The following is a 17,402-nucleotide window of genomic DNA, read 5'->3' as shown; positions in this document are numbered from 1 at the left end:
TGTCGATAGGGAAGAGGCTATGCGCTATTACCGTGGTGAAGCCTCTGCCGTTGTAGCCAGAACAGACACAGGTCAATCGTTGCAGTTTCCGGCTTTACACGTGCGGCGCTTCATTACACAAAAAGGGATTCATGGACGTTTCCGAATCCGCTTTGATGACAATCACAAATTGCTCAATCTGGAACGGATTGGCGATTAATCAAGGTGAGCTAAATCGTCTAATAAAACCGGTTTGGGGCGGCCAATGTGGTAGCCCTGTGCATAGTCAACACCGATGGTTTTTAACATCGTCAAAATAGCTTCATTTTCCACAAATTCGGCAATAGTTTTTTTGCCCATGCCCTTGGCGACATCCACTAAAGCTTTTACAAACAAACGGTCATCGGGGTTGTCACAAATATGCCGGATAAAGGCACCATCAATCTTTACAATTGCCACGGGTAGTTCCCGCATATAACGGAACGAAGCAAAACCGGTCCCGAAATCATCCAGTGAAAACTGACAACCGAGTTTATTAATTTTCAGCATCATCGCTTTTGCCTGACCGTAATCGGCAACGGCTGCTGTTTCCGTTAATTCAAAAATCAGATTGTCAGGTTTGGCTCCGGTTTCTCGTAGCAAGCGTTTCAAACGTGGCAAGAGTTCTGGATCCGAGGTCGCATGTGCCGATAAATTCAACGATAGTGACATTGGGTCAGGCAGCCGATCAAACTCAGCCTGCTTGTGTAAACCCATTTGTAAAACATGGTGATCTATTTGATGAATTAAACCGGTTTGTTCAGCTACTTCAATAAAACTGCCCGGCATATGCAAAGTACCATCAGCATCCTCAAGTCGCAGTAGCGCCTCGTAATGGCTAACCTTGTTAGTGCTCAAATCCAGAATAGGTTGGTAGTGAAAAATAAAGCGTTGATTTTTTCCGGCCAGCGCATCAATGATTTTTTGTTTCCAAAGAATTCGATTTTGCAGATGACTGCGGGTTTTATCATCAACGTTAAAGGTGTGCCAAGTGTTTTTGCCTTTCGCCTTGGCTTGATACATCGCTAAATCAGCATTACTTAACAATGCATCAATTCCTTGATCGGCCAGCGGAAACTCAACCAGACCGATACTGGATGAAATATGGTAACTAATATGCTGATAGATAAAGTTTAATTCAGCCAGCTGTACGGCAATCTTTTTGCAAAACTGCTCGGCACCTTTTAAATCAGTCTGTGGCAGGATAACCGCAAATTCATCTCCTCCCAATCTTGCCACCATATCAGTAGAGCGAGTCACTTTACTTAATACCTGGGCCACACGTTTCAGCAATTGATCGCCGATATTGTGCCCACAGCTATCATTTAAATCCTTGAACTGATCCAGATCCAGAACCAGTAATACGCCGTTGCTGTTTACTTTTTCGGCATGTAGCAGAATGCGTTCAAACTCAGCATTGAATTTAAACCGATTATATAAGCCGGTTAAAGCATCATGTTCGGCCATCCACAGAATTTGATCTTCATTATGTTTTTTCTCGGTGATATCAACGCCGACAGACAGAATCACCGAATCATTATTCTGAACATTCAGACTTGAGTGCATCCAGGAAATAACCCGAACATTATCGTTATGGTGGATAAAATCGGCCTCCATCTGCTGGACATTGGAACGCTTTTCTTTAATGTCGGTGAGTGCCTGATAAATATGCGGCCATTCTTCGGGTGAGAAGAATCCTTGTATCGGGGTATTCAGAATTTCGTTGGCTGGTATGCCGGTAATTTTTTCAGCGTACTGATTGAATGAGGTAATGCGACATTGCTGGTCCAGCGTGATAATAATTAATTGCGCTGTGTTAATAAGGTTTTTGACAAAATCCCGTTCCTGTTGCAATGCCAGCGTCTGCATTTCCACCGAACTGTGAAGCTGTTCGAGTTGAGTGGTAAGTGACACCGTTGCTGTTTCAAGCAGATCCAACTCATCGGTAGATTGATGGTGTTGAGGGGGGCTGATAGATTGTCGAACAGTCTGATACTGTTGTTTTGCCAATAATGGTAATGCTTTAGAAACGCGGGAGAGGCGGCGTAATGGTGAGGAAATAAATAACACCAACGAACTGCCCAACAATACAATACTGACTATGGCAAACAGGATATTCCGCACTAAAGACTGGTGAAGTTCTTTTTGCTGTTCGCTGATATTTTCCATAATGACAAACAGCACGTCATCACTGCCTTGCGGACGAATCATATGGAATTCGATAGGCAGCCCGGTGGGGCGCATAATATGATTTTGCATATGATGGAAATCGTGTTGATGAATTCCACCAAACTGCCGTAAGTAATCAATATTCCTTTCAAAATGACTTAATGCATGAACATACTTTTCCCAGGTTGGCAGGTAACGATCTTGCGTTTGTTCATCACCGGCATAAGAGGAAAGAATAGCCAGATCGGCACCGGTTTTACTGGAAAATGCCAGCAATATCTGGCTAATGTCATAACCTAACAACAACACATATTCAGTCTGATCCTGACTCAGTACAGGGATAAGCAAATATTGACGGCATTGATATTGGCAGTCGACCTGACTGTAACTGGTCTCATTTTCAGCAGTGTGCACGGCAAATTGACTGACGAATTCCGGTACTTCCAATCCCCATCCACCGAGGTATTTCCCATCTCTCCGGTATAGATGCGCCACACTCACATTCCATCCCAGTTCCAGTTCACTTTGCTGACTATAGATGAGATCAAGCAACTCATAGGCTGTTGGTGTCTTGCTGGCAGGGATTAACACAAACTCTGCCAGGCGCTGCAATTCGTTTTTAGATGACTCCAACTGACCGTCCAGATACTGGTGATATTGCTGTTGGATTTGCTCGCGTACGAAACCAAATTTATGCTGCATATCCCAATAAATCATTATCGGGAAACTGATATTCAGCAGGATCAGCAAGCCACCAAACAAAAGGGCGAATTTCCATTTCAGGCTGAAAAATCGTGATGGGCTATCTGGTTGATTCATGTAGATTTAGAAATGATAAGAAAGGGATAGCGCAAACAAATTCCAGTGTTTGTCAGTCTGGCTCATATCATTTTCTCGTGGTGACAAAATCGCTGTTCCTTCAATGAATTGATATTCCGCTCGTACTCGCCATTGAGGAGTGACATCCCAGTGGCCACCTACAGCCCAGGTTTTGCTGTAATAGGCATGAGCCGGTATCGGTGAACGATCAATTCCAAAATTGGCCAGAAAAGCACTTTCCTCACGGTTTTGACGGGCTCTTTTACTGCCATTCCAATCATCATGATTCAGTTGGAACTCTTCATAGCGCACAAAACCCTGCCATCTGGGGCTAAAGTTATAACTTAACTGCGAGTAGTAACCAATCGAATTGAAATCCTGCGCTGCAAAAGCAGAACTAATATTGCGGTATCTTGCGGCCTGAAAGGCAACCTCAGTAGTGAACTGCCATTTTTCACCATTAAATTGCATTGATAAAACACTGTAGTCGATATCAATATTGCCAGAACTTAATCCCGGACCTGCAGGGAAGGCAACTCGATCAGCTGCGCCGGCACGAAAATCTGTACGAACACTGGCACCGGTATAGGCATAAATCCAACGGCCACCGTTATGTTCGTACAGTAACCTTCCAAAAGCCGCTAAATCATTGCTGCGTATTTCGCCGTCCCAATCCTGTCCCATGTAGGCATATTCAAAGTTTTTATCGACAATCGGATAACCAACACCGCCTTGTAATGACCATGTTCCGCTATCACGGTAAATTCGTCCGTAAAGATGGATTCCATCTGACGATACTGTGAGGTTTCGAACTTTGTCGAAATAAATGGCTTGTGGAAGAAAGATACCTTCACGGGTATGGGCGACATCACGGGTTTCGTTATACAGACCAATTGGGTTTTTGATCCGGCCTAAGTACATGCCAAAAGTACTCTGCGCAGAAGAAAATAATGTTGCATCCAGCAATGCATAATCTATTTGCGGAGAGCCGGAATATAAATCTCCCGCCCGGCGAGACAAGATTTGCCCAGCTAAACGTAGTTTGGGAGAAACTAAATAACTGCCATTCAAGCCAATTTCAGTAAATTCAAAACTGCCATTATCACTATCCCCAAAAAAGCGATTGTCCGAGGTCTGAACAAAGGCCTGAGAGGCAAAGCCATTCCAATGAAACCGAGAGGGTGAAGGGGTATTCGTATCGGCAAATACAGGCCCTGCGAGGCCGGTTGCAACTAACCATAAAGCCAGCTTCATGATGGTGCCCTCACAATAGAAACCGTATCGTCTATTTCAGGCTCACTGATATAACCAATGGCTCCGGGGGTATTCGCTATACGTTGTCGCATTTCCGCTTCATCATTGACACGATTGGGGCGGACACCGGTTCCGGAAAAAGCTTGCTGATCCCAAATACGTCTCAATTGATAAGGAAACATGCCCAGCAGAGATTTACAAAACTGGATGTGTAAGGGATGTTCGTCATCAAGGACAAAAACATTCACCGGGGTGCCATCAGGCCATTGAGAAATACGCATCGCAAAAATAGCGCGGAGAGTGGTTTTGGATAACTGCAGATCGTCAAGCATGGGATTGACAATCACGGTTTCAGCTTTGAGTAATGGCGCAAACGCCAGTAGTGCTATGACCAGCCAAATTTTTACCATGCGAATCTGTGTCATAGCTTCGACCTATCCTTTATCCAAGCATGGCTGATACTAACTTGTGATTACGGAAAAGAAAATAGTATTTAAGCTAATCCAGTTTTATTTTTGTTTAGGGCTGTAAATAAGATAGCTGCCTGAGGCAATATCATGCCAGCTGAGTTTGTCGGGGCTTAGCCATAGCCACCAATATCCCAGGCCGAGTGGTAACCATGAAAATATGCCGACCACGAAACGAAGAAACGCTTGTTGCCAGCTAATTCCGGTGTTATTGCCGCTGATGAGATAGATTCGCCAGGCACGCATGCCCAGCGTTTGTCCGCCATGGGTCCAGAACCAGCCATAAAAAACAAAAGCCACGCCGATAAGGTAGATAAAAAAGAACGGGTTGTTTGCGCCTATAGCTTCGCCGCCATTAAAGGCGACAGCAACTGCTGTGGCAACCATAAGCACTGAAACCAGCAGCATAATGTCATAAAGCATTACTCCCAGCAGTCTGAATGGGCCAGGTTTACGGGTTACAGATAAGTTTTTGGTCATAACAAAGGCTCAATTTTATTGGGCGAATTCGGGCGTATAAAGTATCATTATCGCTTTAATTTTCTCTGAATTGGGTTTCAAATGCTGCAATTGGTTGGCCGTCCGGCTTTCTCTGCTTTCCGAATTGAAAAATTGCTGCGCGCCATCCGCGCTGAAGTTGCCTCTGTGAGTGCGTTAAGAAGTGAATATCACTATTTCGCTGAACTGGAAAGTGACGGTCAACTTAACGAAGCGGATCTTGCCACGCTCAGCGAAATGCTTGAAGCCAACAAAGGCAGCAGCAATGTGCAAGCCGAGGAAAAGCTGTTTTTGATTACCCCACGTCCGGGCACTATTTCTCCTTGGTCGAGTAAAGCTACCGATATTGTGCATAACAGCGGATTAACCGATATTGTCCGCGTAGAACGTGGCATTGCTTTTTATGTCAGCAGTAATTCAACGCTGACCAGCGAACAACGTTCAGTAATTGCCGCAAAACTGCATGATCGTATGATCGAAAGCGTGTTTGATAATGAAGAAGACGCTGAACAATTGTTTATGCACACAGCGCCCAGACCATTATTGTCTGTTGATATCCTTAATGGTGGTCGTCAGGCACTGGTTGAAGCCAATCAAACACTTGGACTGGCACTCGCAGATGATGAGATTGATTATCTGTTTGATAATTTCTCTGCGCTTAATCGCAACCCTAACGATATAGAACTGATGATGTTTGCTCAGGCCAACTCTGAGCATTGCCGTCATAAAATTTTCAAAGCTGACTGGATCATTGATGGCAAAACACAGGATCGCAGCCTGTTCGATATGATTCGTTACACCCATGAGCAACATCCTGAAGGGGTAGTCAAAGCTTATAACGATAATTCTTCAGTTATTGAAGGCCCGCGCAGTCATCGCTTCCAAGTGGATATGAATGATAACCACTACTGCTACGAAGGCGAGCAACAGCATATCCTGATGAAAGTGGAAACCCACAATCATCCAACTGCTATTTCGCCATTTCCCGGTGCAGCAACCGGTGCCGGTGGTGAGATTCGGGATGAGGGTGCAACTGGTCGTGGTTCCAAGCCTAAAGCAGGTTTAACCGGCTTTTCAGTTTCTAATCTACAGATCCCCGGTTTTGAACAACCTTGGGAGGCCAACTACGGCAAACCGGCCCGTATCGCATCAGCATTGCAAATCATGATTGATGGCCCATTAGGTGGCGCGGCATTTAATAATGAATTTGGTCGCCCTAATCTGTGTGGTTATTTCCGTACCTATGAAGCCAAAGTGCCTTCAGATAATGGTTTTGAAGTGCGTGGTTATCATAAGCCAATCATGGTGGCCGGTGGTCTTGGCAGTATTCGTCCACAACATGTTGAAAAACATATTATGCAACCAGGCACTCAACTGATCGTGCTTGGTGGTCCAGCCATGTTGATCGGTCTGGGTGGCGGTGCAGCGTCATCAGTCGCATCTGGTACCAGTGAAGAAGGTCTGGATTTTGCCTCGGTGCAACGTGGTAATCCGGAAATGGAACGTCGCTGCCAGGAAGTCATTGATCGCTGCGTCGCGTTAAATGACAAAAACCCGATTGTTTCGATTCATGACGTTGGTGCAGGTGGCCTATCCAACGCGTTTCCTGAGTTAGTTGATGACAGTGGTCGTGGTGGCCGTTTTGAGCTTCGGGTGATCCCGAACGATGAACCGGGCATGTCGCCAATGGAAATCTGGTGTAACGAATCACAGGAACGTTATGTACTCGGGGTGAATCCGGAAGATGTCGAGTTGTTTCAGGCGATTTGCGAACGTGAGCGTTGCCCGTGGGCGATCGTCGGCGAAACCACTGAAGATCAGCATTTGTTGCTGGGAGATGCGCAATTCGAGAATAATCCGATCGATATGCCATTATCACTGTTGCTGGGCAAACCGCCGAAAATGCTGCGGGATGTCAAACATCACAGCAAACCGAAACCGGAACTGGATCTCAGAGGTATTACCGTCAGTGATGCGTTGGAAAGAGTATTAAAACTGCCGACAGTCGCCAGCAAAAACTTCCTGATCACTATCGGTGATCGCAGCATTACCGGTTTAGTTGCCCGCGATCAGATGGTGGGACCATGGCAGGTACCAGTTGCCGATTGTGCAGTCACATTGGCCGACCATCACGGCTTGCTGGGCGAAGCCATGTCGATGGGCGAACGTACGCCATTAGCCGTAATTGATGCTCCGGCATCAGGACGCATGGCGATTGGTGAAGCATTAACTAATATTGCCGCTGCCGATATCGAAAAAATCAGTGATATCAAATTGTCAGCCAACTGGATGGCGGCCTGTGGTCACAGCGGTGAAGATGCGTTGCTATACGATACGGTCAAAGCGGTTGGTATGGAATTATGTCCACAATTGGGTATTGCCATTCCGGTGGGTAAAGATTCGCTGTCGATGAAAACCGTCTGGGATGACAACGGTGAAACCAAAGCAGTTACCTCACCGTTATCACTCATTATCAGTGCCTTCGCGCCAGTGATCGACGCCAGCAAAACCTTAACACCACAATTGCGAACTGAGCTGGGCGAAACCCTGTTGATTTATCTGGATCTGGGGCATGGACATAATCGTCTGGCCGCATCTGCTTTGGCACAGGTTTACAATCAGGTCGGTCATCGTGGTCCGGATGTTGATGATGCACGCAATCTGAAAAACTTCTTTGCAGCAATGCAACAGCTGAAACAGGATAACTTGTTGCTGGCCTATCACGATCGTAGTGATGGTGGTCTTATTACGACTTTATGTGAAATGGCGTTTGCCGGTCATTGCGGTCTGAATATCAACCTCAATGGTTTGGGTGAAGCCTTGCCGGTGTTGTTTAACGAAGAACTGGGCGCAGTCATCCAAATCAAAGCTGAACATCAAGATGCTGTATTGGAACTGTTGCAGCAGTTTGAGTTAGACAAACATAGCCATCTTATCGGTGATGTAACAACTGACCAGGCGATTCACATCAGTGTGAACGGTGAGGAAGTATTAAATGAACGCCGTCAGGTATTGCAAAAATTCTGGGCAGAAACCAGTTACCGTATGCAAGCTTTGCGCGATAACCCGGATTGTGCCGAACAGGAATTTGCAGCACTGGATGATCAGCAGGATCCTGGTTTACATGCCAAGCTGAGTTTCGACTTAACCGAGAATGTAGCCGCGCCGTTTATTATCAGTGGACATCGGCCGAAAATGGCGATTCTGCGAGAGCAGGGCGTGAATGGTCAGCTGGAAATGGCTGCAGCATTTGATCATGCGGGCTTTACCGCCGTTGATGTGCATATGAGTGATATTGTGGAAGGCCGGGTTTCTCTGGCTGATTTCAAAGGTCTGGTTGCCTGTGGTGGTTTCTCTTACGGTGACGTATTGGGAGCAGGACGTGGCTGGGCCAGTACGGTATTGCATAATGCTCGTGCACGCGATGAGTTTGCTGCCTTTTTTGCCCGTGAAGATACCTTCTCACTTGGTGTATGTAATGGCTGTCAGATGTTGTCACAACTCAAATCACTGATTCCTGGCAGTGAACATTGGCCACGTTTCAGCCGTAATCTTTCTGAACAGTTTGAAGCACGTTTTTCTTTAGTTGAAATTACCGAGTCGCCATCGATTCTGTTACAGGGTATGGCCGGATCGATCATGCCGATTGCTGTAGCGCATGGCGAAGGACGCATTGATTTCTCTGAAGGTGGCAGCATGAATGATGCCCTGGTGGCAATGCGCTTTGTTGATCACTATGGCCAGCCTACTGAGCGCTATCCATTTAATCCAAATGGATCGGAAAATGGCCATACTGGATTCACTACCACAGATGGCCGCGTTACGATTCTGATGCCACATCCTGAGCGGGTGATCCGCAGTGTTCAGCATTCATGGCATCCGGATGACTGGGGTAAGGACGCACCGTGGATACGGGTGTTTCATAATGCCCGACGTTGGGTTGGTTAAAACAATGGATACCCCTTTGATTTATCGAAGGGGTATTTTTTTATCAACAGATCCTAAAGTGTTTTGCTTAGCCAGCCATGAGTGATTTGCGTATTCCAAAATTATTACTGTCAGGACGTTTACCATGGCTGCTGTTACTAGCCATGTTGGCAATCCATCAAGGACTGGTCTTTGCAGCAACGTCTGTACAACACGATCTCGAAAATTGGCAATATCGCTGGGGCGACTCACCATTTATCGATGGGCAGCCCGAGTGGACCATGCCAGACCAGATACAGCATGCTGATTGGCATAACATAGCCAAACCTGCTTACCCACCGGATCGGCAGGGTAGAACAAATATCTGGTACCGCACTGAATTGCCAGAGGCCAGGTTGATCGATCCAGTCGTTTTTATCTCCAGCATTGATTTAATTGCCGAGGTTTATCTCGATCAGCAGCTGGTTTATCGTTTTGGTGAATTTGATGCTGATGGAAAGGGTGAATATGCAGGGTGGCCCTGGCATATGATTGGTTTGCCGGATGATTTTTCCGGTCGGACATTATATTTTCGGATTTATTCTGACTACACCGATATTGGGTTATGGGGTGAAAAGAAACTGCTTGAACGCTCAGAAGCCTTGCTCAATATATTGAATAATTCGCATAACGATTTAATTATTGCGGCGTTTTTTTTCTTTATCGCCTTGCTGGCATTTGCTTTTTCACTGATGCGCGGCGATAACCGAGAATTTATTTATCTTGGATTATTCTCGCTGGCAAGTGCCGGCAATTTATTAGGTGAAAGTCAGGCATTACAACTATTGATTTATGCGCCGCTGGCCAAAACTTATCTGGCCGCGATCTCGTATTTTTCAATCCCGATTTTTATCGCATTGATTTTAAATTACTGGTTTTCTGAAAAAAGCGGCAAGCTAATGCTGCGTATTGCCCAAATGCATATGGTGTATGTGGTGCTTTGCTTGGTATTGTCATTATCCGGTGTCTGGCATCTGGGATTTTTCTACCCGATTTTTGACGTGTTATTTGTCATGACTTTGATGGCCATGGCTTGGTTTTGTGTACGTTATTTTTATGTAATGAAGATCGAACAACGAATGGTTATGGGCGCATTCGGTGTTTATGCCATTTTTTTCCTGATCGATATGTTGGTTGCTCATGATCTGGTGCCCTGGTTCAATTTCCCGCTTGCTTATGGGGCATTAATCTTTGCTTTGGTCTTGGTGATTATTTCACTTCGCCAATATCGACAAACTCAGCAGGCATTAGCTGAGTTAAATGTATTACTAGAGCAGCGGGTTACCGAACGAACGGCATCTTTACAAAGTTATGTGCTGCAGGAACAACAGCGGGCAAATCAGTTGGCGTTAGTCAATGATTTTAGTCTGCGGCTTGAAACGCTGATCAGTCGATTGGAACCGAGTCAAAGTCTGCAAGCCGCTGGTAATATAATCTGTCAGGATTTACACAAGGTTTTTGCTCCGATACAACTGCGTGTAAACATGTTTGATGAGTTTGCCTATTTATCCCCCAGTACAGCTCTTGATGATAAATACAGAATCGACATTGATGATCTGCAGTTCGGTAAACAGACATTTGTTACTTTTCAATTACTGGATATTTCTACTCAGACTCCGGAGACCTGTCAGTCCATCGAATTGTTTATTTCGCGTGCGATTGACCGGTTGAGTGTGACATTAAGTGGTATCAAGCTGAGAGAGCAGCTGCATGTCATGTCATTTGAAGATGCGTTGACCGGTTTAAAAAACCGACGTTTTTTTGATGATGCTTTGCAACGAGAACTTCAGCTTGCCGGGCGACATCAGCAAGCAATTTCTCTGCTGATTTGTGATATCGATCATTTCAAACAATTTAATGATCTACATGGTCATGAAGCAGGAGATATGGCGTTACGGGCAGTAGCTTCCTTAATGCTGGAACATTTTCGTGAGACGGATATACCTTGTCGCTACGGGGGGGAAGAATTTGTTGTATTGATGCCGTCAGCGAATGTTGAGGATGCATTGGAGCGAGCAAAATCATTGCTGGAGAAAACCGCATCTACCCCTATTCTTTATCAGCAAAAGGATTTAGGCAGACTGACCATTTCAATTGGTATCAGTAGTTGGGATGGAAAGAGTAAAATGCCCGATCTGTTTGTACAAGAGGCCGATAAAGCTCTGTATCGGGCAAAACAAGCGGGAAGAAATCGGGTAGAAGTTACCGCTCACAGAGAATCTTAATCTGTTTGAAAAGTGAAATTTTTTGTAAAGGTGGGAGTTCATCCCGTTAATACAGAATTTTATCCGTTAAAATGCAGTCATATGACATATTCGTTTATAAATAATAATTACAAGGAGCACGTATGAAACGCCTTTCTATAATTGTCCTCGCAGCGGTAGTCACTGTTGGACTATCTGGTTGCCAGATGAGTAAACAAAATGTCGGTGCCGGGGTAGGTGGTGTTGCCGGTGGTGTACTCGGTTCAAACATTGGCGGTGGTAAAGGCAGAACAGCAGCCATCATTGGCGGTACCATTCTCGGTGCCATGGTGGGTGGCCATATCGGTAGTGAAATGGACGAACTGGATAGACGTCGTACCTACGAAACCTTTGAGAATACCCCGACCGGACGTGCTAATTCCTGGAGCAATCCAGATACTGGTGCACAATATTCAGTGACACCGACGCGTACTTACGATTCACAAAGTGGCCCATGCCGCGAGTATGAAATGGATGTGTATATTGACGGCAAGCGTGACGTGGTTAAAGGCACAGCCTGCCGTAACTCACGTGGTGAATGGGTTAACCAGTAAGCTTTAATCATTAAAGTTAATCAAAAAAACCGACGTAAGTCGGTTTTTTTATGACCCTAATGCGCTAAATAGCGCTTTTCTTACAGAAAGGGCCAATTTGATAAAACTGCCGACATTGGAATTCATGTTCACATTGAGCAAGCTGCAGAGAATATAACCTAGCACGCTCACCCACTTCACGTGCGGTATGTATTACCTGAGGTTTCTTCTGATAACTGCCTCGACGGTAGCCGGTTTGACCTTCATGGTAAGCCAGATACAAATGGGTTGGGTTATCCAGACTAATATTCACCATGCGCTGAGTACGCTGGTTATACCAACCAATAAAGTCCGTCGCATATCTCATATGGGTGCGCCTGGCCAGCGGGCTGGCGTTATCAGCTAAGTATTCGCGCCACACCGGATTTTGTGCTTGGGCATATCCATAGGCAGAGGATGGTCGGTTCCATTGAATAAATCCCAATATTTTTTTTGATGGTGGTCGGATATGACTATTAAAGCTGGATTCAAACTGGATAAAAGCCATTTGGGTGGCAACAGATGTTCCCCATTTTTGCTCTGTGGCTTTGGCATAGTCATACCAGCGTGGCTGCTGTTGAAAAATATGACAGATATTAGTCTGACTTAACGGCGGCGCGGGGGCTAACGGCGAACAGCTGGTTATAAACAATACTATTCCCAATGCAGAGATACATCGAAATGTATTAGCACCTAATCTCAGTATGACAGCAGCTAAGGTTTGAGGATAATTGGTCATCGTTATCAATGAAAGGTGTTTGCTCAGAATGGAAACGTATTAACTGGCAGATTAACAGAGCTAATCCTGTTGAGATTGATAGAAACGCTGATAACTGCGAATATTTTTATCCCATCTTTGAGCAAAGTTTTTATAAATGGAATTAAATTTAACGCTGTCAGCGGTTGTGGCTTTATTTGTCAGCCTGTCGATACTGGCCGCTATCCCAAGTATCAGCGTGCTGATCGTGACGACAAGAGCTGCAGTATATGGTTTCAGACATGGTGTTGCAGTGGCCTTGGGAATTTTACTGGTAGATATTCTGTTTATCAGTATTGCCCTGTTTGGTATGACACTATTGTTGCCATGGCTAGGTAAATGGGAGTTGCTTATCCGTTTGCTGGCTGCCGGGTATTTATTCTGGCTGGCAAGGCGGATATGGTGTGGGGCGCTTCAGCAACAAGCCCATCTGACACACGAAACATCCGTATCGTTAAAATCCAGCTTTTTGCTGGGTGTTGCTGTGACATTGGCCGATCACAAAGCTATTTTGTTTTATATGGGGTTTTTCCCAGCATGGATGGATTTGACTCAGCTCAAGTTGTTGGATATTGCAGTTATTTATCTGCTGACATTATTTTCTGTTGGCGGGGTAAAGGTTATCTATGCCTATCTGGCAGCTAAGTCAGCCAAAATTTATCTCGTCGACCAACAGTATCGTTTTAATAAAGTGGCCGCCATATTCATATTGATGGTAGCTGTGACGATGCTGTTTTCTATGTGGTTGAATTAAAAAAAACACACTTAGCATAACGATGCGCCGAGGATAGTCATTTACCGTTAACACTTATTAAACACGGTTTAGTGGGAATATTTTCTCGCTTTTGTTATAAACGATACAAAAGGCATTTCTAAAATATAGTGGTGTGCCTTTATAACGAAGTGGGGGGAACAATGATTTATAGGACTTTTATAGCGAATTATCTGGCGATAAAGACCTTATCGTTGATGTTCTCTAATTTATAACCCTTATCAGTCTGACTGATGATGACTGGTTTTAAATACGCTTTACCACTTCGGCGATATCTCGATATGCCCATCATTAAAGCAATGCTGTTGGTTGGTATTGCCTATTATTTGGCTGCCTTAATCGCTATTCACCAAACCATTACGCCGGAAGGAATCGCTATTTTATGGCCGCCTAATGCGATTTTGCTCTCTGCTTTTTTAATTTATTCACATCGTTATCTTCCCTTTATTGCAGTAGCAGGCATTATTGCCGAATTAATTGCAGCCACCCCTTCCTTTCCATTTTGGTACGCGGTGTATTTTGCATTGATCAATATTTGTTCAGTCGCATTTGCAGCGTTTTGTATTCGACGTAAAACCGGGCAGAATTTTAATTTCAATCGCTTAAAAGACGGTGCTTATTTTTTAGTATTTGGACCATTTCTGTCGGCTTGTATCGCTGGTATGTTAGGTGGGGCAGTATATGTTTCATTAGGCAGAACTGACACCAGTTATATGAGCCTATGGCAAATATGGTGGTTTGGCGATGCGCTGGCGATGCTGGTATTCACCCCATTGATTGTCGTATTGGCACGTTGGAAACAAGCTGGTTTTCCACACTTTAAATTACATTTTTTGCTGGAAGCAGTATTACTCTGGCTGGTGGTGATTATCATCGGTTATCAAAGCCTTAACATTGAAAGATATGATAGTTCTTATTTGTTTTTTACCCCCATTTGGTTGGTGTTTCTGGGTATTGTTGCGGCAATTCGGCTTGGTGTTGCCGGGGCCTCGTCCACTGTTGCATTAATTACAGTATTTGCTGTGGAACATTTGCTTCGCGGTACCCATCCACTGATAGTGAATTCGCCGCAAGATGCAGTTTTACTTACTCAAGAATATCTTGCCATTATCGCCATTGTTTCGATTGGACTAGCGTTGTTAATTCAGGAAATAGCCGAGCAGCGCGATGAGCTGAAACGCCATGAAAACGCGTTAAAAGCACAGAATTTGTTTCTTGAAGAGCGTGTTAACGAACGTACCTTGGCGTTAAAGGAAGTCAATCAAGCATTGCAACAAGCCAATGATCAACTGGCGAAGAGTGCAGCCACGGATGAGCTGACCGGCATTGCCAACCGTCGACATTTTCTTAGTGAAGTTGCGCGTGAATTAAAACGTTTACGATTGGATGGTCAGACTGCCAGTGCCATCATGATTGATATAGATCATTTCAAAATGGTTAACGACAATCTGGGGCATGACGCCGGTGATAAAGTGTTGCGTGAAATTGTTGAACCTATCAGCCAAGCCATAAGACCCCGAGATTTATTTGGCCGTATGGGGGGCGAAGAGTTTTTGATCTTTCTTTCAGGGGCCGACTACGATACGAGCAATGCTGTTGCCGAACGTATTCGCGTAGCCATTGAATCACTGAACATTCGTTATCGTGAGCACGAGATCAACATAACAGTCAGTCTCGGAGTCGCTCAGTGGGACGGTAACAGTCATTTGGATGAATTATTTTATCAAGCGGATAAAGCGCTTTATCAGGCCAAAAATCGCGGACGCAACAGGGTTTATAATTTGGCTGATGCAGAAATTCATCCTATATCAAAATCAGATCATGAAATACACCGGGAATTACCCTAGGGTATGTTGATCTTTCATAGTCACCACTGCTGGAGGCTCATTCCCCAACAGCATTGCCAATGACTTATGAAGAATAGCTAACTGTTTCATTTCCGTCTTGTTGGACGAAAAAAGTTTCCAGCGGAGCTGTACGAATACTAAACAGGTCTTAGTAGTGCTGCGGATAAAGCTTCTGATAGTGTTTTGGATTAAAAGCACTGGCCATCAGCAAGCCAACAATGCCTAAACCGGCGAGTAAAATCCAGGCAACACTGAAGCTTTCCAATGCATCACGAATCCAGCCCGCTATCCATGGGGCAATAGCGGCAATCATCGCAGCAACACCTTGCACAAAACCGGCCAGTTTACCGGCGATCATTGAGTTGGGATGATGATCCATAGTCACAATCAATGCCATCGGGAATATACCGCCAATTCCCAGTCCGGCGATTGCTGACCACAACCATAGACTGATATCGGGTCTTAATGCCATGCCGCCAAAGCCGATGATTTGCAAAATGCACAAAATATACAGAATGCGTCGTCTATCACTTTTTTTAGCAGCCAGGGCGGGGAACAGTAATCCAGCAACTACTTCCATTGCGGTTAACAAACCCAGCATCAGGCCAGCTTGTTTTGCCGTGAAGCCTTGTTCGATCGCATAAGGTGACAGCCATGCCAAAACACAGACATAACCGCTGGAACCCAGTGAAAAGAAGATCGCCAGATACCAGCTGCGACGTTGACGCCACAAACCTGGAGTAGCGATATTTTGTGAATTATTTTCCTCAACAAAACGTCTGCCATCCGGTTTATAAATCAGCCAAGCTATCAAGGCCAGTACAGCAAGCAGTCCCCAGCTGCCAAGTCCCATTCTCCAGCCGTACTCGGCTTCAATAAAAGGTGAAATGGAAGCTGATAATGCCGCACCCGCCATAATGCCGGTGATATAAAGCCCCATCATTTTAGGATGCTGTGGGCCGTAAATATTTTTGATCACCATAGGCATCAACGCTTGAATCAAGGCAATACCTAAACCGGCTAACAAAGCGGTCAAAATCAAACTACTGGCGTTAAAAGACCAGAGTCGTAAACCCGCCGCCAAAGCCAGCAGTACAATCGAAAATATAATGATCTGATTCGTGCCAAAACGCTGCGCCAGTTTATAACCCGCCAGACAAAACAGCCCCATTGCAAACACCGGCAAAGTGGTCAGCAATGAGGCAAGTTTAAAACTGAGGGGAATATCTTGCTGAATAGCAGGAAGTAAGGGGCCAACCGATGCAAGAATTGGCCGTAAGTTGAAGGCAACCAGCATGATCACTACGGCAAAAATGATCCTCTCGAGAGTGGAGTATTCGTATTCTCTGGCAGACATGCAGGACAGCCCCTTTGCGTTAGTGCATGAAAATGATTATTTATCTTGATGTAAAGATAGTTGCATATTAAAGCTGATTTTGTATGATGTAAAGAATCTTTATGTCGAGATAGATTTATGGCTAAGCAAAAACAAACCATTCAATCAGATAGCGTGGATTCAATAATTACGCAGTGGCGTAGTGAAAATATTGAAGCCGATTTATTGCCAATGGCCATTCTGGGACGATTGGCGAAACTAGGCAAATATATTGATAACGATATTCTGCATTGCCACGATCAACAGGATTTGCGTCAAGGGGAGTTTGATGTATTGGCTACCTTAAGACGTTCGGGTAAGCCCTATAGTCTGACTCCTTCCGAGCTCTATCAGAGCATGATGCTGTCATCAGGGGCAATGACAAGCCGTCTGGATAGATTGGAAAACAAAGGTTTTATTCGTCGCGAACACAGTCAGTCTGACCGGCGTTCGGTACAGGTGATGTTGACTGCTGAAGGAAAAAAGAAGGTTGATACGGTATTACCAGCACATATCAACACACAGCATGATTTGCTCAAGGGCGTGAGCCAGCAAGATCGTGAAATGTTAGCTGAACTACTCAAGCGCTGGCTGCTGCAACTGGAGACAGCACAGTAAACCACTGTCTCCAAAACTCATCTTGAT

13 protein-coding genes are annotated in these 17,402 nt (G+C 45.0%); 7 read left to right on the top strand and 6 right to left on the bottom strand.

Annotated elements, in window-relative coordinates:
- Positions 1–19 precede the first annotated feature (19 nt).
- On the top strand, positions 20–199 hold the full coding sequence (locus Q7V21_RS06555; protein WP_304916515.1) for a DUF2835 family protein: 180 nt from the start codon (positions 20–22) through the stop codon (positions 197–199).
- Here Q7V21_RS06555 and Q7V21_RS06550 read toward each other — a convergent pair.
- From Q7V21_RS06550 to Q7V21_RS06535, 4 genes are all read right to left on the bottom strand, one after another.
- Positions 196–3,006, bottom strand: coding sequence for an EAL domain-containing protein (locus Q7V21_RS06550; protein WP_304916514.1), 2,811 nt, complete (start codon positions 3,004–3,006; stop codon positions 196–198). The genes Q7V21_RS06555 and Q7V21_RS06550 overlap by 4 nt on opposite strands.
- A gap of 6 nt (positions 3,007–3,012) precedes the next feature.
- Complete coding sequence (locus tag Q7V21_RS06545; protein WP_304916513.1) at positions 3,013–4,260, bottom strand: hypothetical protein; 1,248 nt, start codon at positions 4,258–4,260, stop codon at positions 3,013–3,015.
- Positions 4,257–4,685, bottom strand: a complete 429-nt coding sequence (locus tag Q7V21_RS06540) for a hypothetical protein (RefSeq protein ID WP_304916512.1) — start codon at positions 4,683–4,685, stop codon at positions 4,257–4,259. The genes Q7V21_RS06545 and Q7V21_RS06540 overlap by 4 nt, the downstream gene beginning before the upstream one ends.
- Positions 4,686–4,769: 84 nt before the next feature.
- Positions 4,770–5,207 (bottom strand): RDD family protein, encoded by a 438-nt coding sequence (locus Q7V21_RS06535; RefSeq protein ID WP_304916511.1) that lies wholly within the window; start codon positions 5,205–5,207, stop codon positions 4,770–4,772.
- 81 nt (positions 5,208–5,288) lie between these two features.
- On the opposite strand from Q7V21_RS06535, the gene purL reads away from it, so the two are divergent.
- The 3 genes from purL to Q7V21_RS06520 all read left to right on the top strand — a co-directional run bounded on the left by purL (position 5,289) and on the right by Q7V21_RS06520 (position 11,988).
- Positions 5,289–9,173: a phosphoribosylformylglycinamidine synthase gene (gene purL / locus Q7V21_RS06530; protein ID WP_304916510.1), complete on the top strand. Its 3,885-nt coding sequence runs from the start codon at positions 5,289–5,291 to the stop codon at positions 9,171–9,173.
- A gap of 77 nt (positions 9,174–9,250) precedes the next feature.
- Complete coding sequence (locus Q7V21_RS06525; RefSeq protein ID WP_304916509.1) at positions 9,251–11,416, top strand: diguanylate cyclase; 2,166 nt, start codon at positions 9,251–9,253, stop codon at positions 11,414–11,416.
- Positions 11,417–11,538: 122 nt separating this feature from the next.
- Positions 11,539–11,988, top strand: coding sequence for an RT0821/Lpp0805 family surface protein (locus Q7V21_RS06520; protein WP_304916508.1), 450 nt, complete (start codon positions 11,539–11,541; stop codon positions 11,986–11,988).
- A gap of 64 nt (positions 11,989–12,052) precedes the next feature.
- Here the strand turns inward: Q7V21_RS06520 and Q7V21_RS06515 are convergent, their stop codons facing one another.
- Positions 12,053–12,745 carry a hypothetical protein gene (locus tag Q7V21_RS06515; RefSeq protein WP_304916507.1) on the bottom strand — a complete coding sequence of 231 codons (693 nt, stop codon included), beginning with the start codon at positions 12,743–12,745 and terminating at the stop codon, positions 12,053–12,055.
- A gap of 136 nt (positions 12,746–12,881) precedes the next feature.
- Between Q7V21_RS06515 and Q7V21_RS06510 the strand changes: the two genes are divergently transcribed.
- The gene (locus Q7V21_RS06510) at positions 12,882–13,517 is read left to right on the top strand and encodes a LysE family translocator (protein ID WP_304916506.1); all 636 of its coding nucleotides are present in this window, start codon (positions 12,882–12,884) and stop codon (positions 13,515–13,517) included.
- 251 nt (positions 13,518–13,768) lie between these two features.
- Positions 13,769–15,382, top strand: coding sequence for a diguanylate cyclase (locus Q7V21_RS06505; RefSeq protein ID WP_304916505.1), 1,614 nt, complete (start codon positions 13,769–13,771; stop codon positions 15,380–15,382).
- A gap of 148 nt (positions 15,383–15,530) precedes the next feature.
- On the opposite strand, the gene Q7V21_RS06500 is transcribed toward Q7V21_RS06505, so the two are convergent.
- A complete protein-coding gene (locus Q7V21_RS06500) occupies positions 15,531–16,739 on the bottom strand; it encodes a cyanate transporter (RefSeq protein WP_304916504.1) in 1,209 nt (402 codons plus the stop codon).
- Positions 16,740–16,856: 117 nt separating this feature from the next.
- Between Q7V21_RS06500 and Q7V21_RS06495 the strand changes: the two genes are divergently transcribed.
- Positions 16,857–17,375 (top strand): MarR family winged helix-turn-helix transcriptional regulator, encoded by a 519-nt coding sequence (locus Q7V21_RS06495; protein ID WP_304916503.1) that lies wholly within the window; start codon positions 16,857–16,859, stop codon positions 17,373–17,375.
- Positions 17,376–17,402: the final 27 nt, after the last annotated feature.

It is taken from the genome of Methylophaga sp. (assembly GCF_030651745.1).
This window is presented reverse-complemented; position numbering and strand designations above follow the sequence as displayed.